We start from the raw sequence: 22843 nt of genomic DNA, 5'->3' as shown, positions 1-22843 counted from the left end.
CCCACCTTCAAGCGTTGTACCCGTAGTTCCCTCAACCAAGGAGCAATACCATGAAAATGATCTCCCGTTCGGTGCTCGCCGTTGCCGCCTCGCTGGCTCTGGTCGGTGCCGCGCATGCTGCCGATATCGTTGGTGCCGCCAGTGCCAGGACCGATGCCGAGCTGTACGTCGCGGTTGGCGAATCGCAGGTCAATGGCGGCCCGCACCGCGCTGGCAAGGCCGGTGTCGGTGTCGGCACCGTGTCCCAGGCCAAGCCGGTGGACTTCCAGGGCCTGAGCGCCTACTCGGCACCCACCACCGTCAATGGCGTGACGGTTCGCACCCTGGCCATGCCGATCACCGGCGCACCGGGCAGCCACGCCGGCATGGGCCACTTCAACTTCGTCAAGGTCGGCAGTGGCGATGTCTGGTTCGGTGAGTGGTCCAAGGATGGCGCCGCCGGTGGCTTCAACAACCGCCAGGTCTACTTCGTTGGTGACCGCGCCGGCACCACGCTGCCCGCCGGCGTGGCGTCCTACACCGTGGCCGGCCTGAACAAGTTCAACGGCAGCAACCTGCTGAGCGGCACCTTCGACGCCGACTTCGGCGCCGGCACCCTGGACGGTGCGCTGTCCGGCAATGGCCTGACCCTGGCCATCGTTGCCAACATCAACAGTGCCGATGCATCGTTCGCCGGTTCGGCCAACGCCAATGGCAGCGTCAACGGCACCACCCAGGGCCAGTTCTTCGGCGCCAACGCCGCCACCCTGGCCGGCATCGCCACCTTCGCCGGCAACAGCCAGTACGACACCGCCTTCGGCGGCAGCAAGAACTGATTGCCACGCCCCTGACGGGGCAGGGCAGGGACAAGCCGCGATCCGCCAGTCCCTGCTTCGGCCCGCTGCATGCATCACCACGGATCGACCATGCGCCATCCCATCTTCCTTGTGATCCTGTTGCTGGCGGCTGCCGATGTGCGCGCCCAGCAGGATGATCTTCGTCGTGTGCTGGAGCAGGGCAGCGAGCTGCGCCACCAGCAGCAGGACCAGCAGCGCCTGCAGCAGGCCGAGTCGGCGCGACCGACCATCACCATCGACGGCCAGACCCTGCGCGTGGAGCGCACGGTCGACGATCTGGGCCAGGCGCTGTACCTGTCGCTGCAGCATCAGCAATGGGGCGCAGCGCAGCGCTTCCTGGACGAATACATCGAACTGCCCGGCCACGACCCGTTGCTGCGCCACTACGCGCAGGGCGGCCTGGCGCGGGTGGCCGGCAATCACCACCGCGCGGCCAACGAGTACGAAGCACTGCTGGCGGCGCAGCCGGATTTCCTGCCGGCCCGCCTTGAGCTTGCACGTGTCTATGCCGAGGACCAGCGCGACCGCGATGCCGTGGTGTTGTTCACGGCCATCGCCGGTGGCATCAATGCCGACGACCCCGCCACCGCAGGTGTGCGCGGCCGGGTGGACGCCTACCTGGCTGCGCTGCAGGCCCGCAAACGCTGGAAAGGAGCGCTGGCAGCCGGCCCGGCATGGAGCGACAACATCAACCGCAGCTCGGCCAGCCGCACCTGCCTGTTCGGAGTGGGCGACACCTGCATCATCCAGCGCAATCTTCCCGATGCCCAGCGCGCCATGGGCCTGGACTACGACGGCAACCTCGAACGTCGCTGGGCATTGGCCGGACATCACGGCGTCTATGTGCGCGGGCTTGCGTTCGGCCAGGCATGGCGCGGGCACAGCGCCTACAACGAGCTCAATGCGAGCGTGCAGGCGGGCTATAGCTGGCGCAGCGCACGGCATGCCCTGCAGATCGCGCCGAGCTATGACTACCAGGGCCTGGGCAACCGGGCCCTGCAGGGCGGCAGCGGGCTGCATGGCGAATGGCAATATGCCTTGGACGCGCGCAGCCTGCTCAAGCTGGAGGCCGACTGGAAGCGCCAGCGCTATCGTCAGCGCGGCCTGGCCAGCAATTACGACGGTGAGCTGGCCGCGGTGTATGCCACCTGGTTCCATGCGCTCAACCCGCGCTGGACCCTCTTTGCCGGGCTGGACCTGAGTGACAGCAGTGCTGCCAATCCGGCCAACGGTTACCGCCAGCGTGGCCTGCGCCTGGGGGCGGCACGCCAGTGGACGGGCACCACCGCCACCGTATTCGTGTCGTTGCGCGAGCGCGACTACGACGCGTGGAGCCCGCTGCTGGAGGCGCGGCGTGAGGACAGCGAACAGAACCTGATCGCCGTCGTCCGCAGCGAGCGCCTCGCGGTGGCCGGGCTGGTACCCAGCCTGAGCCTGCGCTACGCGCGCATCGACAGCAACGTTGGCTGGTTGTACAGCCACGACCGCAGCCTGCTCAGCCTCAAATGGGAGCGCGCCTTCTGAATCGCCGCCCGCGACGCCTGCATCATCGGAGTGAATGCGACGTGGCAGCGTTCTTCATCGGTCGTCACGCGCCCTTGTAGCCCGGATCGCGCATCCTGCCAGCATTGCGGCCAAGCAGGCCGCGTGTACCGAGGAGTGCAGGGCGTGCTGGAGGCAGGTAGCAAACCGGATGGCCTGAATGGGCTGCGCGTACTGGTGGCAGAAGACGAATTCGCCATCGCGATGTTCCTGGTCGACTATCTGGAACTGAAAGGCGCACAGGTGGTGGGGCCTGCCGGTGACCTGCAGGCGCTGGGGCAGCTGGTCGATACCCATCCCATCGATGTGGCACTGCTGGACATCAACCTGGGCGGTGAGCAGGTCTATCCGCTGGCCGATCGTCTGGCCGAGGCGGGCACGCCCTTCCTGCTCACCTCCGGCTACGATGAGAACCTGCCCAGCCGCTTTGCTGCGGCTCCTCGCTGCACCAAGCCTTACCACATCGAGGCCCTGGTCCAGCAACTGGCCGGATTGGTGGCGGTCCCACGGGCCTCTGCGGGCGCCGCCTGATTGCGCGGCATGGCCCGCCCGACTGAAGGTCTCCACGCTGCCGACATGCGTGGGTCCGCGCCTCCTGCACTGCGCATGCATGCCCGGCACGATGGCATGGCCGCGCGCATCGCCCGCCACGAGTGGTCGTCCACGCCATTGGGCGCGATCGAGCGCTGGCCGCCGCACCTGCGCGCTACCGTCGACCTGATGCTGGCCCATGGCTTCCCGATGATCGTGCTGTGGGGCGAGCAGCTGGTGCAGCTCTACAACGATGGCTACGCCGAGATCCTGGCCGACAGGCACCCCGGGGGGCTCGGTCAGCCGACCCGCGAGTGCTGGCCCGAGGTCTGGCACATCAACGGCCCGCTCTATGCCCGCGTCTGGCAGGGAGAGACCCTCACCTTCGAGGACAAGCTGTACCCGCTGGCGCGGCAGGGTCGCCTGGAAGACATCTGGTTCACCATCACCTACAGCCCGATCCGGGGCGAGGAAGGGCGCATCAATGGCGTGCTGGTGACGATGTTCGAGACCACCCCTGCGCACGTGGCCCAGGCCGCGCGCGAACGCGAGGAGCAACGCCGGCGTGAAAGCGAGCGGCGTCTGGAGCTGGCCTTCAAGGTGCTGCCGGTGGGTCTGTGCATCGTCGATCTGGAGGGCAGCATGGTGTTGTCCAATGACCAGATGCGTGCGTACCTGCCCAGTGGCAAGGTGCCTTCGACCGATGCGGAGAACCAGCATCGTTGGCGGGGGTGGCATCCGGATGGCTCCATCATCGGGCCCGAGGACTTCGCCATTGCCCGTGCGATGCGCGGCGAAACCGTGGTGCCGGGGCTGGAGTTCCAGTACCTGCACGACGATGGCCGGGTGCGCTGGACGCGGGTTGCCGCAGCGCCGCTGCGTGACGCCGATGGAGGGGTCAGCGGGGTGTTCGCCATCGCCGTGGACATCGACGATCTCAAGCGTGCCGCCGAGCGCCAGGCGGTCCTGCTGGCCGAACTGCAGCACCGGGTGCGCAACATCATGTCGACCATCCATGCCATTGCCTGGCGGACCCGCGAGTCGGTCAGCAGCGTGGATGAATACGCTGAACGGTTATGCGGGCGACTGATGTCGCTGGCACGCACGCAGAGCCTGCTGACCCGTGGCGCCAATGCAGGGGTCTGCCTGCGCGGCATGCTGGATGAGGAGATTGCAGCGCAGACACCGGCTGCCGCGGTCTATCACCTGCAGGGTGAGGACGTGCTGCTGCCACCCAAGGCTGCCGAAGTGCTGTCACTGGCGATCCACGAGCTGGCCAGCAATGCGCTGCGGCATGGCGCGCTGACCCATGAGGACGGCCGGATCGTGGTGTCCTGGAACCTGCAGATCCAGCAGGGGCAGCCATGGCTGGGGCTGCATTGGTGCGAGCGGCATGCCGAGGTGCAGGATTGGGAGGTACCCCACCAGCGCGGCCTGGGCCGGGCCCTGATCGAGCAGCGCGTCCCCTACGAACTGGCCGGCAGTGGCGAACTGCGCTTCGCGCCGCAAGGCCTGGATGCCTGGATCCGCTTCCCGCTGCGCGAGCGGGACAGCCTGCTGCAGACCGATGCTCCGGGCGCGGCGGCGGACGGTTCCGGCAGGTAAAGGTCCATTTATCCCCAATTGGGCCAAATTGGGCATAATGGCCTCAACTGTCCACGTCTGGAGCCGTGCCATGACCCTGCCGCTGGATCTGCCTGGCCTCGAAAAGGCCCCCGCGTCGTCGGTGAAGACCCGTGGCTGGCCGAGCCTGATGCGCACCGTGCGCGAGAAGCAGGCGCTGGTCATCACCAACCACAACCACCCCGAAGCGGTGATCGTGGATATCCGCACGTATCAGGAACTGCTGGCCAAGGCCGCTGGCAGCGATGCCGGTGAGCGCAGCGAAGAACTGCTGCGCCTGCGCGGTGAGTTCGACCAGACCCTGGCCAGCCTGCAGCGCGGTGAGGGGCTGGGCAAGGTGCTGGGCCAGCCGATCCGCCGCGGCCGCAAGGTCACCCTCGGCCGTCCGCTCTGACCGATGGGGCGGATCCTGGTGCTGGCCGGCGTCAATGGCGCCGGCAAAAGTTCGCTGCTGGGCACCTGGCTGGAAGCCGAAGGGCTGAGCTGGTTCAATCCCGATTCGTTCACCCGCCGCCTGGTGGAGGCCGGCTGGCCGCTGCCCGACGCCAATGCCGAGGCCTGGCTGGAAGGCACCCGCCGCCTGCGCCAGGCCATGGCCGATGGCACGGACTTCGCCTTCGAGACCACGCTGGGCGGCAACACTATTCCGCGCCTGCTGCGCGGGGCCTGCGAACACCATCATGTTGCGATCTGGTTCTGCGGGCTGGCCACGGTGGACCTGCACATTGCCCGCGTTGCAGCGCGGGTGGCCGCCGGCGGTCATGATATTCCGGTGGAGAAGATCCACGCCCGCTTCGATTCGGCGCGCGAGAACCTGCTGGAACTGCTGCCACACCTGGCCGAGCTGCATGTCTACGACAACAGCGCGCCGGCCGACGCCGACGGCTGCGTTGAGCCGCTGCCGGTGTTGGCGATGGCGCATGGCCAGCTGCAGTACCCGGTCTCGGTGGCCGAACTGCTGCATACGCCGGACTGGGCCAAACCCATCGTAATGCGTGCGATGGAGTTGGACAGGCCGCAGTAGATCCATCCCATGCATGGACGCCTTCCACACATTGCGCGAACCCGTGCCGTGCACGACTGGGCGCCACCGGAGCTGCGGTTAGACTGACCGCACAATCATGGAGGACGACATGCACGGACCTGCGACGTTTCGCTCCACTTCGATCTGCCTGGTGCTTGTTGCGCTGGCGCTGCCCAGCCTGACGGCGACGGCCGCGCCTGCCGCGTCCAAGCGGGTGGTGCTGCCGCCCAGCCTGGTACAGGCCTACCGGGCCGCCGAAGCCAACCTGCGGCTGATTCCCGGCGACGACATTGAATCCGATTTCCGTCCGGTGTGGACCGCTGTTGCCGACCTCGATGGTGATGGCCGTGCCGAGGTCGTGTACTTCTACACGTCCACCTACACCGGCGGCAGCTTCGCGCAACGCAATGTGGTGGCGGTGATGACGGCGCTGACGGCAAACGATCCGCGCGGCCAGGAGAACCCGAACAGCCTGTCGCCGGTGGAAGCAGAAGACTATGCCGCCATCCGCCGGTATGGCTACGGTGACGACGCGGCTGAACAGATTCCAGGCGCCATCCGTGCCATTCGCATCCAGGGTGATCGCATCATTGTCGATTTCACCGTCAGTGCCGGGGCGACCGTCTGCGAATGGAAGAGCCCGAACCGCCACGTCTGTCCGCCGGACGGAAACTACACCTGGACGCTGCATTGGACGCCGGGGAAGCTGGCCCGCATCAAGACGTAGCGCCAGGCAGCGCCGGGCGTATCCACCCGGCGCCTCTGGCCCCGTAGATCCACGCCATGTGTGGATCGCGTTCTGCGCCCGGCCTCAGGCCGGCTTCACCTGCTCGGGCTCCGCAGCGTCCGGCAGTGGCGGCAGACTCGGGTCCACCGTTACCGGCACATCGCTCTTCAACAACGCAGCCGCTTCCCTGTCGCTGCCCACGGCCGGCGGTGAACCACGCAGCGGCAGGCCGGCGGTCTCCTTCACGAACAGCATGGTCACCAGGCCGATCACCGCCGCGCCCATCAGGTAGTAGGCCGGCACCAGCGGGTCACCGGTGCGTTCCACCAGCCACGCGGTCACCAGCGGGGTGGTGCCGCCGAACAGCGATACCGAAACATTGAAGGCGATCGACAGCGCGCTGTAGCGCACCGGGGTGTAGAACAGCGCCGGCAGCGTGGATGGCATCGAGCTGGTGAAGCACACCAGTGCCAGGCCGAGCAGCATCAGGCCAAGGAAGATCATCCAGTCGTTGCCGCTGCCGACCAGCAGCAGGCACGGAATGGCAAGCACCAGCAGTGCGATGCACGCGCCGATGATCATCGGGCGGCGGCCCAGCCTGTCACTGAACAATCCACCGACGATGTTCAGCGGCATCATCACCAGCATCACGATGATGATGAGCAACAGCCCCTTGCTCTCGGCATAGCCCATGGTGACGCTGAGGTAGCTGGGCATGTAGGTCAGCAGCATGTAGTCGGTGACGTTGAACACCAGCACCAGGCCCATGCATACCAGCAGCTGGCGGCCGTGCACCTGGAACAGCGCGCCCAGCCCCGGACGATCGTGCTCGCGCTTCTCGGCTTCCTCGGCGAAGGCGCGGAAGGCCGGCGTTTCCTCCAGTTTCATGCGCATGTACAGGCCAAGCAGGCCGAGTGGGCCGGCCACCAGGAACGGAATGCGCCAGCCCCAGTCCAGCATCTGCCCGCTGCTCAGCAGCATGTGCAGCGCGGTCACGGTACCGGCGCCTGCGATGTAGCCGCCCAGCGTGCCGAACTCCAGCCAGCTGCCCATCAACCCACGGTTGCGGTCGGTGGAATACTCGGCGATGAAGGTGGCCGCACCGCCATACTCGCCACCGGTGGAGAAGCCCTGCACCACGCGCGCCAGCAGCAACAGCACCGGCGCCCAGATGCCGATGCGCTCATAGGAAGGAATCAGGCCGATCGCAAACGTGCCCAGCGCCATCAGGATCATGGTGAACGCCAGTACTTTCTGGCGCCCATAACGGTCGCCGAGCGGGCCGAACACCAGGCCGCCGAGCGGCCGCACCAGGAACGCCACGGTGAAGGTGGCGAAGGCAGCGATCACCTGCGCGGTGGGGTTGCTGGACGGGAAGAACACCTGGCCGATGGTGACGGCGAGATAGCCATAGACACCAAAGTCGAACCACTCCATGGCATTGCCCAGTGCGGCGGCGCCCACGGCGCGCTTGAGCATGGGCTTGTCGACGACGGTGATCTCATCGACCTTCAGGTGGCGGCGGCGTTTGAACCAGCCGAAATGGGCATGTGCCTCGGGCGTGTCCTGCATGGGGTCTCCCTTGTAGGTATGGAATAGGGGAATGAGCGGTGTGGTGTGTCCCGGAAATCGGAAACGGCGATGCAGGCGCAAGTGGCGCGGGGGCATCGATGGGTGGCGTGGGGGCCGGGGAGTGTGTGCAGGCGCAACGCCACGCGCACGGCAAAGCACCGCCGCAGGGGCGGAGACGCGACAACGGGATCACAACGACCGCGCAGTCAGCGGCCGGGTATCACATCAGCGTAGGGGTGCAGGCAAGAGGGCCTGCGGGCGTCATCCGCCGGGATCCAGCGCAAGGCGATGGAAATGCAGGGCGGGAGCATTCGTGGCAAGCGAAGCGCCGGTCGGCAGTGCTTCCCACGTAACAGGTGCGCCCGTCACGTAGTGGGTCTTGTCGATCATCGATTCATCATAACGGCATCGGCGTGAGCGTGCAGCGAAGCGGACTGATCTGCACGCTGTGTTCCATCACGCCTGTTCATCTGCACTGAACGCGATGACGTGCATTGAACGAACTCTGGCCGTAGCGCTCACATGGTCCTGTCTACGGTGGTGGTGAACGCAATAACGCAATCGAGAAGGAGCATCGCATGACCCGTCGCATTCCCGAAGGTACGCTGATCATTGTCGCCGATGGTGGTTCGGCCCGCGTGTTCACCAACGTCGGCAGCGATCATCAGCTGACGCTGAAGCAGGAAGGCGAACTGCGCCTGCAGGACATCAGCGAGCAGGGCGTGTCGGGACAGGGGCCGTCGGGGGCAGTGCCGAAGGACATGTCCATTTCCCAGCTCAACGAAGCGACCTTCGCCAAGCAGGTTGCCGAGCAGTTGAACGAGGATGCGCTGAACAACCGCTACGCACACCTGGTGCTGGTGGCCGATCCGACCACGCTGGGGCGCATCCGCCCGCTGCTGCACAAGGAAACGCAGGCCCGCCTGCTGGGCGACATCGCCAAGGACCTGACCAACGCACCGTTGGCCGATATCCAGAAGGTGCTGGCGGCGTAGAAAGACCGATCGATCTCCTCCAGAGGCCAGAGCCGAGCGCATGCTCGGCCATCGTGGGAAGCGTGGGATCTCTGCGCCGCGCAAGGCGTAGCCGACGCTGCCCTGTCGGCGTTCACCTTGCGCGGTTCCACTCCAGGGAAGCCCAGGAAAAGGCGACCGACTACCAGCTGTAACTGACACCTACCTGCGCACGGGTCTGGTGATAGCCACTGGCCCTCTGCAGCGACAGGCCGCCCCAGGCGCCGAGGCCGTTGCCGAACTTCACCGACGCACCGCCACTGAACTCGCCACGGCTGCGCGGCACGCGCGCATCGGCGATCTCGTCATCCACGCGGATCTGCGACTCGGCGCGGGTATGCAGCCAGTTGGCGGCGAGGTACGGCTGCACCTCGGCGGCACCGTTCCCCAGCGGGTCACACCGGACAGGCGCAGGCCCGCGCGCCCGAACACACCATTGGCATTCTCGGCGCTGACCACCGTGCCGTTGGCCTCGGTGTGGCGGTTGCTGTCCCAGCGGCTGTAGCCCACCTGCAACTGCGGCTCCAGGTAGATGCCACCGTTGCTGGCACCGCCCACGCGGAACGCATAGCCGGTTTCCACTGCGCCCTGCCAAGCGCGGCTGTCGTAGCGTTCCGTGTCCAGGCCGATACCTTCCACCCGGTTGCGGAACTGCGCACGCTGCACCGAGCCATCCACATAGAAGCCGGCATACGGATCGGCGCCGTTGCCGCCGCGCCAGGTGCCGTAGACGCCGAGCGCCTCGCCCTTCACCTTGCCGCGCGCGTAGTAGCCGGTCAGTTCATTGGTGGAGGTGCTGGTGGCATTGCCGCTGGACAGCGTCACGCCCACGCCGCTGCCCGATTCGTGACGCCACACGTCGGCGCCGACGGTCAGTGCCTGGCTGTTGCCGTGGATGTCGAGCTGGCGGCTGATGGCATCAAAGCCGTTGCGCGAACCATCCACGCGGGCCCAGGCGCGGCCGGAATTCTGGCCGGCATGGCGGTCGTGGTAGCCCACGCGGAACATGCTCTGCGCAGCCTGCAGGTTGGCCAGGTAGGCGCCGGGTTCGGGGCGCAGCACCGGCTCCGGATCGACCGGATCGACCGGATCAACAGGATCAACCGGCTTGCACTCGGGCAGGCTAGGATTGACCACGCACGGGTCCGGCACGGTCGGTAGCTGCGAACGCAGGTACCAGTTGCCGTCGGCGCCGGTGCCTTTGTGCAGGAAGTACTCGTACTGGCCGCCCACCGCGCGGCCGGCCAGGTTGAACTGGCCATTGGACGCGCCGCCAACCTGGATCAACTGGATGCCCTGGCTGGTCTGCGCCCCGGCACCGCCGACGTTGTTGACGCGCACGTTGGCACTGCCACTGGTGTCGCCGCCGATGATCAGCTTGTCGGTGGCGGCATCGTCGCCGGCCAGTACGGTGTTGAAGGCGAGGGTGCCGCCATTGCCGGTGAAGTTGCCGGCCACGTTGAGGGTGTGGAAGGCGGAGCCGTCGCCCAGGGAAATCTCACTGTTGCTGCCCAGCGCCAGCGTGCCAGTGCTGCTGTCGCCGCTCAGCTGCCAACGGGCATTGTCGAGCGCCATTGAAGTGATGTCGCGCGTGGTGCCTTTCAGGCTGGCACCATTGCGCAAGGCAACGTCAAGCGTGCTGCCGACGGTGTTGAGAATGCTGCCAGTCAGCTGGCTGTTGTCGACATTGAAGCCGACCGTCGCATCGGGTGCCTCGACGAAGAGGAGATTGCCGTCACCGCCGACAATCTGGCTGTTGTTGCGCACGTTGAAGACGACGTTGGATCGGGGGCTCGCTGGATCAAGCGAGGGAGCGACCCGGATGGCGGCTGCGGTACGGCCCTCCACGCGGGAGCTGTCAATATTCACTTCCGAAGGGCCACCCACGTCCGTATCAATGGCGTAGATGCCGTTCTGTGCACCGATGACGGTGCTGCCGTTCTCGATGGACACATCGGCGGTTCCGATCAGAAGCAGCCCGTTGCCGGCCAGTGGCTCAACGTTGCCGACATCAGCCAGTGCCTCGACACGCGTTGCGTCCAGCACCAGCGACGCTCGCTGGCTCGGACCGCTGGTGGCGACACTGACACCCACCCCAAGTCCTTGCAGCGTACTGCGGCGAACCATCGCTGTGGAAGCTGGGCCGGTGTCGCCCGTCACCCCCGTGGCCAGCAACAGTGCTCGTTCCCCGCTGCTGGCGATCGAGGTATCACTGATTTCAGCATGGCTGTTGGTCAGCCGAACAGCAGCGTCGGACCCTGAGAAAGAAACCTGCGCCCCATCCAGGATCACGCTGGACGAGTCGCGTGCAAAGATCGACAACGTCTGCCCGCCGGGGCGCACATCAATGCGGGCACCAGACAGGCTCCACGTCTCGGCAGTATCCCCGGGTTGCACGGTGGCGGACTGCCCCGGCGTGAGGATACCCGCGTAAGCCGGAAGTCCGAGGGCAAGGGAACTGGCGACAGCCAGCGCAAGGGAACGACGAACGGCGATCTTCATGACCGGACTCCTGTGGGTATCGAACTTCAGGACAGAAACCGCATTCACTTCGTCGGCGTGAATCAAACGCTCACATGGTGTGAAAGTGAAGTGAATAAGGTGCTGTTCCTGGCCCGCGCGAGGCGTATTGCGATAGCCGTCACATCGCAAACGGGCATCTTGCAAGACGCCTCTTTTGTGCCGCATTGGGCTTGCGCAGAGTCTGGTGATCGCCAAGGCGCGGGAACATGCAATTAGTTGCAGATAAGACAGGACAACTTTTGTCGCCTTTGGATCCATTCAGCTGCGCCGCAACATGCGGTGCCGGTAGCCGGGTGCTAGCATCCGGCCATCATATGAATCGATCCAAATGCCGATGCCCACGCTGGACCGTCGCCTCCTGATCGCCTTCGCCGCCACCGCCATGCTTGCTTCCGGTGCCGCTCTGGCTGCCACGCCGAAAACCGCCGCCGACAAGGCCTACGCCTCGGTCGACCCGTTCATCGGCACCGGTGGGGAAGGCCACACCTATCCGGGTGCAACGGTGCCGTTCGGCATGGTCCAGCTCAGCCCGGATACGCGCATCCAGCCGCGCGAAAAGGCCTACGGTTGGGCGGCCGGCTACCGCTACGACGACAGCAGCATTGTCGGCTTCTCGCACACCCATTTCTCCGGCACCGGCCATTCGGACCTGGGTGACATCCTGGTCATGCCGTTCACCGGCAATCCCGGGCTCGAGCGCGGAGATCCGGAGAAGCCGGGCAGCGGCTATGCCTCCCGGTTCCGCCATGACGACGAGAAAGCCGAGCCGGGCTACTACGCCGTCACCCTGGACGATTACAAGGTGCGCGCCGAGCTGACCACCAGTGCCCGCGTGGGTGTGCATCGCTACGCCTTCCCGAAGGGCATCGACGCCAAGGTGTTGCTGGACATGCGCACCAGCATGTACGACTACCCGGGCAAGGTGCTGTGGTCGAGGGTGCGGGTGCGTGCTGACGGCACGATCACCGGCTTCCGTGAAACCCGTGGCTGGGCGCCGGGCCGCCAGGTGTTCTTCGCCATGCGTTTCTCGCGGCCGCTGGCCAGCCACGAGCTGCACAGCACCGAGAAGGACATTGTCTACAAGGGCTTCCCGCCGCCGGGCGAGAAGGATCCGGCGCAGCGTGCACAGATCGAGGGCCGTCAGCTGGTCGGTACCTTCGCATTCGGCAAGCTGGACGCACCGCTGGTGGTCAAGGTCGCCATCTCACCCGTCAGCGAGGCTGGCGCCATCGCCAACCTCGATGCCGAAGTGCCGGACTTCGATTTCGAGCGGGTACGTGCCCAGGCGAAGCAGGAATGGACGCAGGCGCTGTCGGTGCTCGATATCGATGCACCCGAGCACGCTCGCCGCAGTGCCTATACCGCGCTGTACCACACGATGCTGGGGCCGACGCTGTTCATGGATGCCGATGGCCAGTACCGCGGTTCGGACAACGCGGTGCACAAGGCAGACGGGTACACGAACTACTCCACGTTCTCGCTGTGGGACACCTACCGTGCGCTGCATCCGTTGCTGACGCTGGTGCAGCCGGAGAAGCGCAACAGCGACTTCGTCAATTCGATGCTGGCGCACCATGAGCACAGCCCCTACGGCATGCTGCCGGTGTGGTCGTTCCATGGACTGGAGGACTGGTGCATGATCGGCTACCACGCCGTGCCGGTGATCGCCGACGCCTACGTAAAGGGCATCCGTGGCTTCGATGCCGACAAGGCGCTGAAGGCAATGGTCGAGACCGCCAACTACGGCCCCTATGACGGCATCGCGCAGTACCGCGAGCTGGGCTATGTGCCGATTGACGAGGAAGGTGAAGCGGCCAGCAAGACGCTGGAATACGCCTTCGACGACTGGACCATCGCACGCATGGCGCAGGCGATGGGCAAGGGCGATATCACGGCGACCTTCGACAAGCGCGCGGGCAACTGGCGCAACGCGTTCGACAAGGACACCGGCTTCATGCGCGCACGCAAGCGCGACGGCAGCTTCCGCACTCCGTTCGACCCCAGCGCCAGCGGCTACGGTACCGACTACACCGAGGGCAACGCGTGGCAGTATTCGTGGTACGTGCCGCAGGACGTGGCCGGCCTGGCGGCAGCGCATGGTGGCAGTGACAGACTGCTGGCGCGGCTGGACGAGGTGTTCAACGCCAAGGTGGATCCGTCCATCTTCGAGCACATGGAAGACATCACCGGGCTGATCGGCTGGTATGCACATGGCAACGAGCCCAGCCACCACGTGGCCTACCTGTATTCGTATGCCGGCCAGCCGTGGCGCACCCAGGCGCGCCTGAAGCAGATCATGGACACCCAGTACGCCGACCGTCCGGATGGCCTGGCCGGCAACGATGATGTCGGCCAGATGTCAGCGTGGTACGTGTTCACCGCGCTGGGCTTCTACCCGGTGGCACCGGGCTCGGGCGAGTACATCCTCGGCCGCCCGTTCCTGCCGAAGACCGCGATGCGCCTGCCCAACGGCAAGACGTTCACCATCGTGGCCGATGGGCTGGATGACAAGCACACCTATGTGGGCAGCGTGAGCCTCAACGGCAAGCCGCTGCAGCGCACCTTCCTGCGCCACGACGAGATCCTGGCCGGCGGCGAGCTGCGCTTCAGCATGCAGGCCGAGCCGAACAAGGACTGGCCGGGGCAGGGCGCGCAGGCGCCGTACTCGATGAGCCGGTGACGGGTTGTTGGTTGGCGTACGGGGTCCCGCTTCTGGTAGGTGCCAACCTTGGTTGACACGGGGGACGTCAAGGGCGCCCACCAAGGTGGGCGACTACCGGAATCCGTGGGTCGGCACGCCTTTGGTAGGTGCCAACCTTGGTTGGCACGGGGGACATCAACGGTGCCCACCAGGGTGGGCGTCTACCGGAATCTGCCGGCCGGGGCGCCTTTGGCAGGTGCCAACCTCGGTTGGCACGCGGCAGATCAGCGGGAACGAAACCGCAACCCCACCCGCGCGCCACCGATCGGGGCGGTATCAATCATCAGGGTCGCGCCATGCCGCTGCGCGATCTCGGCCACGATCGCCAGGCCCAGCCCGCAGCCATCGCCCTCGCTGCAGGCCCGGTAGAAGCGTTCGGTGACGCGCGTGCGCTCGGCTTCGGCAATGCCGGCGCCGTCATCGTCCACCCATGCCTGCACGCCATCGGCCCCCTGCCGAACGCCGAGGGTGATCACACCGGGCACGGCACCGTAGCGCAGTGCGTTGTCCAGCAGGTTGCCCAACGCCTCGCGCAGCAGCTGCGGATCGCCCTGTACCTGCACGCCGTCGTCGGGCCCGTCGTAACCCAGGTCCACGCCCACCACCAGTGCGCGGTCGGCATAGCGCTCCACCACGCCGCGTGCCAACGCAGCCAGATCCACCGGTTGCAGTGGCAGTGCACTGCCATTCGGATCCTCCGAGCGGCTGAGCATCAGCAGCTGGTTGACCAGGTGCTGCAAGCGGGCCAGCCCGGCCAGCGTGCCGGACAGCGCCAGCTGCTGGGCCTGCGGGTCGTGCTGGCGCAATGAACTCTCCAGCTCCACCTGCATTGCCGCCAAGGGCGTGCGCAGCTGGTGCGCGGCATTGCTGACAAAGCGCCGTTGCGCTGCCTGCATCGCGTCCAGGCGCTGCAGCAACGCGTTGTAGGCCTCCACCGCCGGCCACAGTTCGCGCGGTGCCTCCTGCGCCGGATCCAGCGGTGCCAACGGATCCGGCCGCGGGCTGGCCAGCTTCCGCGCAACCAGGTTGGCATGGCGAGCGGCAGCGCCTGTACCGGACCAGGCCAGCCACGCCGCCAGTGCCAGGATCGCGGCCTGGAAGGGAACGCTGGTCAGCAGCAGCTTGCGCTCCAGCCGGTGGCGCTTGCGAAGCGTCTCAGCCACGCGCAACCGGATGTCATGGCCCGGCCCTGCGCTGACCACCACCTCGACCATGCGCACCGGTTGACCACGCACCCGTGCATCGTAGTACACGGCGTCGTCATCATTTCCTGCAGCGATTGTGGGGCGTGGCAGGGCTTCAGGCAGGTCACCATACAAACGCCCACCCGCAGCGTCGACCACCTCGCCATGCACTTCGTCGGCGGTGTCCCAGGTGAACATGCGCGAGACCGCTGGGGTAATCTCGATCGAAGCGCGACCATCCTGCACCGTCACCAGTTCGGACAACGACATCGCCGAATCCAGCAGCCAGCGGTCGTAGACCTGGCCGGCATAGAACCGGGCCAGCGCAAATGAACCCACTGCGCTGCACAGCAACAGTACCAGCAGCGGCAGCCAAAGGCGCCTAAGCAGCAGGCCGCGCAGGCTGTGCACGCGCTCAGTCACCCACGGCCTCCAGGCGGTATCCAAGCCCGCGCAGCATGCGGATGCCGACGCCGGCATGCGCCTGTTCCAGCTTGCGTCGCAGGCGGCTGACATGCACTTCGATCACCGACAGGTTGGCCTCGTGGTCCCAGCTGTACAGCGCGTCGAACAGGCGCTGCTTGGTAACCGTGCGGCCCGGATGCTGCATCAGTGCCTCGACCAGGGACAGCTCGCGCGCGGTCAGCTCGATGCGCAGGCCTTCAACCTGCACTTCATTGCGGATGCTGTCGAAGCACAACCGACCCAGCCGCTTCTGCGCCGGTGCATCGCTGCGGCGGCGCGACAGTGCACGCAGGCGGGCTTCCAGCTCACCGAGTGCGAACGGCTTGGCCAGGTAATCGTCGCCACCGCGGTCGAGGCCGAGGATGCGGTCCTCCACACCATCGCGTGCGGTCAGGATCAGCACCGGCAGGGTGGCGCCGTCGTTGCGCAGGCGTGAGAGCAGATCGAGGCCATCGACGTCGGGCAATGAAAGGTCCAGCACCATCACGTCATACGGTGCGCTGGCCAGTGCCGCCGGCGCGTGCAGTCCACGCGAGAGGTGGTCGCACAGATGACCGGCACCCTGCAGGGCGCGGATCAGTCCATCAGCCAGAGCGGCATCGTCTTCGATCAGCAGGATTCGCATTGCAAGCTTCGTGCAAGGTTGGGGCAAGTTTGGCGCAAGTGCATCACCTTACCGTGACGTGCATGAATTTCTCCTCTCGCCTTGCGGCCGTAGTGGCCACCCTTCTGTGCGCGCCTGCGGCTTCGGCGCTGTCCCTGCAGGAAGCGCAGCGCGCAATGGAAGCGCACAACCCGGACCTGCGTGTGGCGGCACTGGAGCTGCGCGGTGTACAGGGCGATGCGCAGACGGCGGCATTGCGCCCGGCCACCGAACTGTCGATCGGCACCAGCAAGATCAGCCCCAAGCATGGTATCGGCCCTGGGCGCTGGCAGGACAAGCGGGTGGACAGCACCGTTGGCCTGGGCTGGACCTGGGAACGCGGCGGCAAGCGCGCACTGCGCATCCGCCAGGCCGACGCGCTGCTGGAGGTCGCCGGGCTGGACATGCTCGATGCCAGACGCCGACAGCAGGTGGCACTGCATGAAGCCTATTTCGGCCTGAAGGGCGCCCAGGAGCGGGCGCAGATTGCCGATGCCAACCGCCAGAGTTCGACCGAGCAGATGGCGGCGGCGGAGAAGCAGGTTGCGACAGGGGCGATGGCGCCGGTTGATCGTGCCCGACTGGCGGTGGACGACCTGGCGGTGGCCGACGCGGCGCGCGAGGCGGCGCTGGATCTGCGCGATGCGCGGCATGCACTGGGCCTGCTGCTCGGCCGCGACGACAGCCATGGCCTCAGTGCCGATGATCCGTGGCCAGACCCCGCGGGCAGGGCCGATGCGCGCCCGTTCGATCCGCAGCAGCGTGCCGATCTGCGCGCGGCACGTTCGCGCCTGGCCGCAGCCGACGCCGGTGTGGCGCTGGCGCGCAGTGAGCGCCACCGCGACATCCAGCTGGGCGTGGAGGCCGAGCGCGAGCCGACCGACATCAGCGGCGTCACCTGGGGTGTGTCATTGACCATCCCCTTGGGCGGCCCGTCGCGTGCACGCGGCGCGATCCAGCGTGCCGAGGCCGACCGCGACAACGCCGCGCTGGAGCTGCAGGCGCGGCAGCGCGAAGCACGCGCCGAACTGGACCAGCTGCAGGCCAGCGCACAGGCTGCCGCGCAGCGCCGCAGCGAATACGAAGGACTGCAGTCCGACGCTGCACGCAAGGCAGTGCAGGGCATCGAACTGGCTTACCGCCGCGGCGCCGCCAGCCTGACCGATCTGCTGGATGCGCGCCGCAGCTGGCGCGAGTTCGAGGCTGCGTTGATTGAAGCGCGAGCCGACCATGCCATTGCCCTGGCGCGCTGGGAAGCGGCCACATCCGTTGCTGAAGGAGAGTCCCGATGAAGTCCACCGTCGCCCATCGCCCGCGGGCGCGACACGCCGTGCTGCCGGCCTTGCTGGCGCTGGCCCTGCTGGGCGGCTGTGGCCGTGAGCCGGCGTCCTACACCGAGGATGCGCCGCAGGTCCGTGTCGACCAGATCCAGTTTCCTGCCGGCAGCCGGCAGCTGGACGTGCTGCGCAGCGAGACGGTGACCGTCGGCGCCAGCGCCAGCCTGCAGCTGCCGGGCCGGGTGGTGTGGGACGAGACCCGATCCAGTGCACTGCACACGCCGTTGGCGGGGCAGGTGGCGCGCATCGAGGCGCAGCCAGGGCAGAAGGTGAAGGCTGGGCAGGTGATCGCCTGGATCACCTCGCCCGAGTTCGGCCAGGCACAGGCCGACGGCGTGCGTGGCCGCGCCGAGCTGCAGCAGGCGCGCAAGGAGCTGGAGCGCACCCGCGAGTTGCATGCGGCGGGTGTGGCGTCGGGCCGCGAACTGGACGAGGCCGAGGCCAACTTCGCCGGCAGCCAGGCCGATCATGCGCGTGCAACCGCCTTCGCCAAGGCGTATGGCAATGGCCAGCACGTCGACCAGCGCCTGCCGCTGCGCGCGCCTATCGACGGCGTGCTGGTGGAGCGGCGGATGAGCCCGGGCATGGCAGTCAGCCCCGACAGCGAACAGCCGTTGGCGGTGATTGGCGATCCGGACCGCTTGTGGCTGCTGCTGGATGTTCCTGAGAGCCTGGCCGGGCGCTTGAAGGCGGGGATGCAGGTGAGCGTGCCCGGTACCGATGGACAGCCGCTTCAGGCGACCCTGCAGCACGTGGATGACTTCGTCGACAGCGAACGCCGGGTGGTGCAGGCGCGTGCCGAGCTGGACAACCGTGCACGGGGTTTCAAGGCTGGCCAGTACGTGCGTGCGCGGGTTGCATTGCCGGCCGAGGGCGGTGTCTCGCTGCCCGATGCCGCGGTGCTGTTGATCGACGGCAAGCAGGTGGTGTTCGTCGAGGAGGGCAAGGGCCGCTTCGTTCGCCACGCCGTGCATGCCGAGGAACTGGGCGATGGCCGGCTGTGGGTGCGTGAGGGCCTGGCAGCAGGCGCCAGGGTAGTGGTCGAGGGCGGCCTGCTGCTGCAGCAGCTGGCGGACAACGCGCCGGCCGCCGCCAGCACCGGCACGGGGCACGCCGCCCCATGATCGATCGCCTGATTGCCTACTGCCTGCGCCAGCCATTGATGGTGATGCTGGCACTGCTGCTGTTCGTTGGCGCTGGCATTGCCGCGTTCCGCGTGCTGCCGGTGGAAGCCTTCCCGGATGTGTCCGACACCCAGGTGACAGTGGTATCGCTGCACCCGGGCCGGGCCGCCGAAGAGGTGGAGCGCGAGGTGACGATGCCGCTGGAAGTGGCGTTGTCCGGCATCCCGCATTCGGTGCGGGTGTTCTCGCATACGCAGTTCGGGCTGTCGATGATCATCCTGACCTTCGACGACAAGGCCGATGACTACTTCGCGCGCCAGCAGGTGCTGGAGCGCCTGCAGGGCGTGGAGCTGCCGGAAGGGGTGACTCCGGAACTGGAGGCGATGAGCTCGGCGGTAGGTGAGATCTACCGTTATGTGCTGAAAGGCCCGCACATGACGCCAACCCAGCTGCGCACCGTTCAGGAATGGACGATGGAGCGCAGTCTGCGCACCGTACCCGGGGTGGCTGATGTGATCAGCTTCGGCGGCTTCGCGCGCACCTTCCAGGTCAAGCCGGACCTGGACAAGCTGCGTGACCGCGGCATCAGCCTGGGTGAGTTCGCCGAGGCGCTGGAAAAGGGCAGCTCGAATGCGGGCGGCGGCTACGTGGAGCGTGGCCAGCAGCAGTTCCTGATCCGCGGTGTGGGCCTGATGCGTTCGCCGGCCGACATCGGCAATGTGGTGGTGGCGCAGCGCGGGGGCACGCCGATCCTGGTGCGCGACCTGGCCGGCATCGCCGACACCGGCCTGCCGCGTCAGGGCCTGGTCGGCCAGGACGACAACGACGATGCAGTGTTCGGCATGGTGCTGATGCGCAAGGGCGAAAATCCGTCCGACGTGCTGGACGCTCTGCATGCACGCATCGCCGAGATCGAGGCCAATCAGTTACCGGCAGGGGTCAGCATCGAGCCGTTCTATGACCGCTCGTGGCTGGTCTCGACCACGCTGAAAACCGTCTTCCGCAACCTGCTGGAAGGTGCGGTGCTGGTGTTCCTGGTGCTGTGGCTGTTCCTGTACAACGCCCGTGCCGCGCTGATCGTGGCGGCGATGATGCCGCTGGCGCTGCTGTCGACCTTCCTGGGCCTGCATCTGTGGGGCGTGCCGGCCAACCTGCTGTCGTTGGGTGCGATGGACTTCGGCATCATCATCGATGGCGCGGTGATCGTCACCGAGCACATCGTCTCGCGATTGTCGAAGCTGCCCCCTGCGGCCGACCGGAAGACACGGTTCTCGACCATTCTTTCGGCAGCGTCGGAAGTAGGGCGACCGACGTTCTTCTCGATGCTGATCATCATCGCCGCACATATCCCGATCTTCACCCTGCAGCGCCAGGAAGGCCGCATGTTCGCGCCCATGGCGTACTCGGTGACCTCGGCATTGATCGGTGCCTTGATCCTGGCGCTGACCGTGGTGCCGCTGTTCTGCTACTGGTGGCTGCGGCGCGACCGCATGCGCGACGGCAATCCGTTGATGGACCGCCTGACCGGCTGGTACCGGCCGATCCTGGAGCGCGCATTGGCCCGTCCGCGTGCGGTGGTACTGACCGCGGTTGCGCTGCTGGTCGGCACGCTGGCGCTGGGCACCCGGCTGGGGTCGGAGTTCCTGCCCGAGCTGGACGAAGGCTCGATCTGGTTGACCGCCACGCTGGATCCCAGCACCAGCCTGGCTGAGGCGCAGCAGCAGTCGCGGCGCATCCGTGAGCTGGTCGGCACCTTCCCGCAGGTGTCGACGGTCGTGGCCAAGCTTGGGCGCCCGGAAGACGGCTCCGATGCCAAGGGCGCCAACCAGATCGAGGCGCTGGTGGCGTTGAAGCCGGAGAAGGAGTGGCCGAAGGGTGTGGACAAGCGACAGCTGGTGAGCGATCTGCAGCGCACGCTGGAGCAGCGCATTCCCGGGCCGGAGTTCTCGATCTCGCAGCCGGTGCGCGACAATATCCTGGAGAGCATCTCGCAGATCAAGGGCCAGGTGGTGATCAAGGTCAGCGGCTCGGATCTGGACGTGCTCAACCAGCAGGCACAGGCGATCCTGGGGCAGGTACGTGGCGTGGAGGGCGTAGAGAGCGCCTTCATCGACCGCGACGGCTCATTGCCGCAGCTGCAGATCGAGATCGACCGCGACCGTGCTGCGCGCTATGGGCTCAATGTGCGCGACATCGACGAGGTGATCGAGACCGCGCTGGGCGGGCGCCAGGTAGGCGAACTGTGGGAGGGCGACCGCAAGTTCCCGATCACGCTGCGCCTGGACGACGCCGACCGGGACCTGCAACGGCTGCGCACGGTGCCGGTGGGCATCGGCGATGGCCACACGGTGACACTGTCCGACGTGGCCGATTTCCGCATGGCCAGCGGTGCGATCAACATCTCGCGCGAGAACGCGCAGCGGGTCAAGGCGGTCAGCATCTTCATCGCCGGCCGCGACATGGGCAGCGTGGTGGCCGACATGCGCAAGCGCGTGGACGCCAGCGTGCAGCTGCCGGAAGGCTACCGCCTGGAGTGGTCCGGCGAGTTCGAGAACCAGCAGCGTGCGATGAAGCGTCTGGGCTGGGTGATTCCACTGTCGGTGCTGATCATCTTCGTGCTGCTGTTCGATGCCTTCAAGGACATCAGCAGCGCCGCGCTGATCCTGGCCAACGTGCCACTGGCGATGATCGGCGGCATCCTCGCCCTGTGGCTGACCGGCATTCCACTGTCGGTGTCTGCGGCGATCGGCTTCATTGCATTGTTCGGGCAAGCGGTGCTGAACGGGGTGGTGATGCTCAGTCGCTTCGCGCAGCTGCGAGAGCAGGGCATGGACCTGCTGCAGTCGGTGGTACAGGGCTCGCTGCAGCGCCTGCGCACGGTCCTGATGACCGCGCTGCTGGCGATGTTCGGCCTGCTGCCGATGGCCACCTCGCATGCGATTGGTGCCGAGACCCAGAAACCGCTGGCGGTGGTGGTGATCGGTGGCCTACTGTCGGCGATGCTGCTGACCCTGCTGGTACTGCCCACGCTGTACTACTGGGTACATCGCCGCCGCGAGGCGCGCGCCGGATGATCCGCACGGTAGATCCACGCCATGCGTGGATGCGACCCCGCCGCCGGGCATGACCCGGCGCTACCGAGTTCCCGCGCTCCGCGGAGATGCGATCAGTAGATCCACGCCATGCGTGGATGCCGTTCGCGCGTTCTACACCATCCCGCCATTGGCGCGCAGCACCTGGCCATTGATCCACCCGCCATCGGTGCCTGCCAGGAACGCAACCGCACCGGCGATGTCGTCCGGCGTACCCAGCCGCTCCAGGGGGTTCATCTTCGCCAGCCGCTCGATGAGTTCCGGTGACTTGCCGTCCAGGAAAAGGTCGGTGGCGGTGGGGCCGGGTGCCACCGCGTTCACGGTGATGTTGCGCCCGCGCAGCTCCTTGCTGAGGATCGCGCCCATCGTCTCCACCGCCGCCTTGCTGGCTGCGTAAACGCTGTAGTTCTCAAGCCTGATGCCGACCACGCTGGTGGACAGGGTGATCAGCCGGCCGCCGTCGCGCACCCGTCGCGCGCTTTCGCGCAGCACGTTGAAGGCCCCCTTGAGGTTGATGCCGATCACCCGCTCGAACAATGCGTCGTCGGTGTCGGCCAGCGGCGCCAGCTGCAATACGCCGGCGCTGTTGACCACCACGTCGATGCCGCCGAAACGGGCTTCGATGGCATCGAACAACTGCCGCACCGCCTGCGGATCGGAGACATCGGCCTGCAGCGCGATGGCCTGCGCACCGGCCGCGTTGAGTTCGGCCGCCAAGGCTTCGGCGTCGTCGCGGCGCCCCGCATAGTTGATGGCGATCGCGTGGCCATCGGCGGCGAGCCGGCGGGAGATGGCGGCGCCGATGCCACGGGAGCCTCCGGTGACCAGGGCGACAGAGCGGGCGGGGGAGAGGGTCATGGTGGCTTCCAGCAGGGCACGCCGGAGTGGCGCAGAGCCATCTTCGCC

Annotated in this window: 19 protein-coding genes; 12 read left to right on the top strand and 7 right to left on the bottom strand. The window is 66.8% G+C overall.

Annotated elements, in window-relative coordinates; all coding sequences use genetic code 11:
* Positions 1–50: 50 nt before the first annotated feature.
* From EZ304_RS01855 to EZ304_RS01825, 7 genes are all read left to right on the top strand, one after another.
* Positions 51–815 (top strand): Slam-dependent surface lipoprotein, encoded by a 765-nt coding sequence (locus EZ304_RS01855; protein WP_142806098.1) that lies wholly within the window; start codon positions 51–53, stop codon positions 813–815.
* A gap of 90 nt (positions 816–905) precedes the next feature.
* Positions 906–2360: a surface lipoprotein assembly modifier gene (locus EZ304_RS01850; protein WP_142806097.1), complete on the top strand. Its 1455-nt coding sequence runs from the start codon at positions 906–908 to the stop codon at positions 2358–2360.
* Positions 2361–2504: 144 nt separating this feature from the next.
* Positions 2505–2909: a response regulator gene (locus EZ304_RS01845; RefSeq protein ID WP_099554030.1), complete on the top strand. Its 405-nt coding sequence runs from the start codon at positions 2505–2507 to the stop codon at positions 2907–2909.
* A gap of 9 nt (positions 2910–2918) precedes the next feature.
* On the top strand, positions 2919–4514 hold the full coding sequence (locus tag EZ304_RS01840; protein ID WP_142806096.1) for a sensor histidine kinase: 1596 nt from the start codon (positions 2919–2921) through the stop codon (positions 4512–4514).
* A 70-nt stretch (positions 4515–4584) separates the two neighbouring features.
* On the top strand, positions 4585–4926 hold the full coding sequence (locus tag EZ304_RS01835; RefSeq protein ID WP_099553994.1) for a type II toxin-antitoxin system prevent-host-death family antitoxin: 342 nt from the start codon (positions 4585–4587) through the stop codon (positions 4924–4926).
* A 3-nt stretch (positions 4927–4929) separates the two neighbouring features.
* Positions 4930–5556: an AAA family ATPase gene (locus tag EZ304_RS01830; RefSeq protein ID WP_142806095.1), complete on the top strand. Its 627-nt coding sequence runs from the start codon at positions 4930–4932 to the stop codon at positions 5554–5556.
* A 109-nt stretch (positions 5557–5665) separates the two neighbouring features.
* A complete protein-coding gene (locus EZ304_RS01825) occupies positions 5666–6283 on the top strand; it encodes a hypothetical protein (protein ID WP_142806094.1) in 618 nt (205 codons plus the stop codon).
* A gap of 84 nt (positions 6284–6367) precedes the next feature.
* On the opposite strand, the gene proP is transcribed toward EZ304_RS01825, so the two are convergent.
* Positions 6368–7855, bottom strand: coding sequence for a glycine betaine/L-proline transporter ProP (gene proP / locus EZ304_RS01820; RefSeq protein WP_142806093.1), 1488 nt, complete (start codon positions 7853–7855; stop codon positions 6368–6370).
* 261 nt (positions 7856–8116) lie between these two features.
* Positions 8117–8245 carry a hypothetical protein gene (locus tag EZ304_RS21065; RefSeq protein ID WP_254919678.1) on the bottom strand — a complete coding sequence of 43 codons (129 nt, stop codon included), beginning with the start codon at positions 8243–8245 and terminating at the stop codon, positions 8117–8119.
* 188 nt (positions 8246–8433) lie between these two features.
* On the opposite strand from EZ304_RS21065, the gene EZ304_RS01815 reads away from it, so the two are divergent.
* On the top strand, positions 8434–8850 hold the full coding sequence (locus tag EZ304_RS01815) for a host attachment protein (RefSeq protein ID WP_099550965.1): 417 nt from the start codon (positions 8434–8436) through the stop codon (positions 8848–8850).
* Positions 8851–9010: 160 nt separating this feature from the next.
* Here the strand turns inward: EZ304_RS01815 and EZ304_RS01810 are convergent, their stop codons facing one another.
* Together EZ304_RS01810 and EZ304_RS01805 are read right to left on the bottom strand one after the other, a co-directional pair.
* Positions 9011–9187: an autotransporter outer membrane beta-barrel domain-containing protein gene (locus tag EZ304_RS01810; protein WP_260678446.1), complete on the bottom strand. Its 177-nt coding sequence runs from the start codon at positions 9185–9187 to the stop codon at positions 9011–9013.
* Positions 9112–11586 (bottom strand): autotransporter outer membrane beta-barrel domain-containing protein, encoded by a 2475-nt coding sequence (locus EZ304_RS01805; protein ID WP_185959210.1) that lies wholly within the window; start codon positions 11584–11586, stop codon positions 9112–9114. The genes EZ304_RS01810 and EZ304_RS01805 overlap by 76 nt, the downstream gene beginning before the upstream one ends.
* 133 nt (positions 11587–11719) lie before the next feature.
* Between EZ304_RS01805 and EZ304_RS01800 the strand changes: the two genes are divergently transcribed.
* The gene (locus EZ304_RS01800; protein WP_142806090.1) at positions 11720–14071 is read left to right on the top strand and encodes a GH92 family glycosyl hydrolase; all 2352 of its coding nucleotides are present in this window, start codon (positions 11720–11722) and stop codon (positions 14069–14071) included.
* Positions 14072–14316: 245 nt separating this feature from the next.
* Here the strand turns inward: EZ304_RS01800 and EZ304_RS01795 are convergent, their stop codons facing one another.
* Both EZ304_RS01795 and EZ304_RS01790 read right to left on the bottom strand, forming a co-directional pair.
* Positions 14317–15699, bottom strand: a complete 1383-nt coding sequence (locus tag EZ304_RS01795; protein WP_142806089.1) for a sensor histidine kinase — start codon at positions 15697–15699, stop codon at positions 14317–14319.
* A complete protein-coding gene (locus EZ304_RS01790) occupies positions 15692–16366 on the bottom strand; it encodes a response regulator (protein ID WP_099550961.1) in 675 nt (224 codons plus the stop codon). Before EZ304_RS01790 ends, EZ304_RS01795 begins: the two co-directional genes overlap by 8 nt.
* Before the next feature lie 62 nt (positions 16367–16428).
* Here EZ304_RS01790 and EZ304_RS01785 point away from each other — a divergent pair, with 62 nt between their 5' ends.
* From EZ304_RS01785 to EZ304_RS01775, 3 genes are read left to right on the top strand one after another with little or no spacing between them, the layout of a single operon-like run.
* A complete protein-coding gene (locus tag EZ304_RS01785; protein WP_142806088.1) occupies positions 16429–17676 on the top strand; it encodes a TolC family protein in 1248 nt (415 codons plus the stop codon).
* Complete coding sequence (locus EZ304_RS01780) at positions 17673–18845, top strand: efflux RND transporter periplasmic adaptor subunit (protein WP_142806087.1); 1173 nt, start codon at positions 17673–17675, stop codon at positions 18843–18845. The genes EZ304_RS01785 and EZ304_RS01780 overlap by 4 nt, the downstream gene beginning before the upstream one ends.
* On the top strand, positions 18842–21919 hold the full coding sequence (locus tag EZ304_RS01775; protein WP_142806086.1) for an efflux RND transporter permease subunit: 3078 nt from the start codon (positions 18842–18844) through the stop codon (positions 21917–21919). The genes EZ304_RS01780 and EZ304_RS01775 overlap by 4 nt, the downstream gene beginning before the upstream one ends.
* A 132-nt stretch (positions 21920–22051) precedes the next feature.
* Here EZ304_RS01775 and EZ304_RS01770 read toward each other — a convergent pair whose 3' ends face one another.
* The gene (locus EZ304_RS01770; protein WP_142806085.1) at positions 22052–22795 is read right to left on the bottom strand and encodes an SDR family oxidoreductase; all 744 of its coding nucleotides are present in this window, start codon (positions 22793–22795) and stop codon (positions 22052–22054) included.
* Positions 22796–22843 lie beyond the last annotated feature (48 nt).

It is taken from the genome of Stenotrophomonas maltophilia (genome assembly GCF_006974125.1).
In the GTDB taxonomy this organism is placed as follows: Bacteria; Pseudomonadota; Gammaproteobacteria; order Xanthomonadales; family Xanthomonadaceae; genus Stenotrophomonas; species Stenotrophomonas maltophilia_O.
Note: the sequence above shows the minus strand (reverse complement) of the source record. Positions and strands in the feature narration are given on the sequence as shown.

Excerpts from the sequence above, each read along its gene's own strand:
- EZ304_RS01855 (WP_142806098.1), top strand. The coding sequence starts at position 51 with ATGAAAATGATCTCCCGTTCGGTGCTCGCCGTTGCCGCCTCGCTGGCT.
- EZ304_RS01850 (WP_142806097.1), top strand. The coding sequence starts at position 906 with ATGCGCCATCCCATCTTCCTTGTGATCCTGTTGCTGGCGGCTGCCGAT.
- EZ304_RS01840 (WP_142806096.1), top strand. The coding sequence starts at position 2,919 with ATGGCCCGCCCGACTGAAGGTCTCCACGCTGCCGACATGCGTGGGTCC.
- EZ304_RS01835 (WP_099553994.1), top strand. The coding sequence starts at position 4,585 with ATGACCCTGCCGCTGGATCTGCCTGGCCTCGAAAAGGCCCCCGCGTCG.
- EZ304_RS01830 (WP_142806095.1), top strand. The coding sequence starts at position 4,930 with ATGGGGCGGATCCTGGTGCTGGCCGGCGTCAATGGCGCCGGCAAAAGT.
- EZ304_RS01825 (WP_142806094.1), top strand. The coding sequence starts at position 5,666 with ATGCACGGACCTGCGACGTTTCGCTCCACTTCGATCTGCCTGGTGCTT.
- proP (WP_142806093.1), bottom strand. The coding sequence starts at position 7,855 with ATGCAGGACACGCCCGAGGCACATGCCCATTTCGGCTGGTTCAAACGC.
- EZ304_RS21065 (WP_254919678.1), bottom strand. The coding sequence starts at position 8,245 with ATGATCGACAAGACCCACTACGTGACGGGCGCACCTGTTACGTGGGAA.
- EZ304_RS01815 (WP_099550965.1), top strand. The coding sequence starts at position 8,434 with ATGACCCGTCGCATTCCCGAAGGTACGCTGATCATTGTCGCCGATGGT.
- EZ304_RS01800 (WP_142806090.1), top strand. The coding sequence starts at position 11,720 with ATGCCGATGCCCACGCTGGACCGTCGCCTCCTGATCGCCTTCGCCGCC.
- EZ304_RS01790 (WP_099550961.1), bottom strand. The coding sequence starts at position 16,366 with ATGCGAATCCTGCTGATCGAAGACGATGCCGCTCTGGCTGATGGACTG.
- EZ304_RS01785 (WP_142806088.1), top strand. The coding sequence starts at position 16,429 with ATGAATTTCTCCTCTCGCCTTGCGGCCGTAGTGGCCACCCTTCTGTGC.
- EZ304_RS01780 (WP_142806087.1), top strand. The coding sequence starts at position 17,673 with ATGAAGTCCACCGTCGCCCATCGCCCGCGGGCGCGACACGCCGTGCTG.
- EZ304_RS01775 (WP_142806086.1), top strand. The coding sequence starts at position 18,842 with ATGATCGATCGCCTGATTGCCTACTGCCTGCGCCAGCCATTGATGGTG.
- EZ304_RS01770 (WP_142806085.1), bottom strand. The coding sequence starts at position 22,795 with ATGACCCTCTCCCCCGCCCGCTCTGTCGCCCTGGTCACCGGAGGCTCC.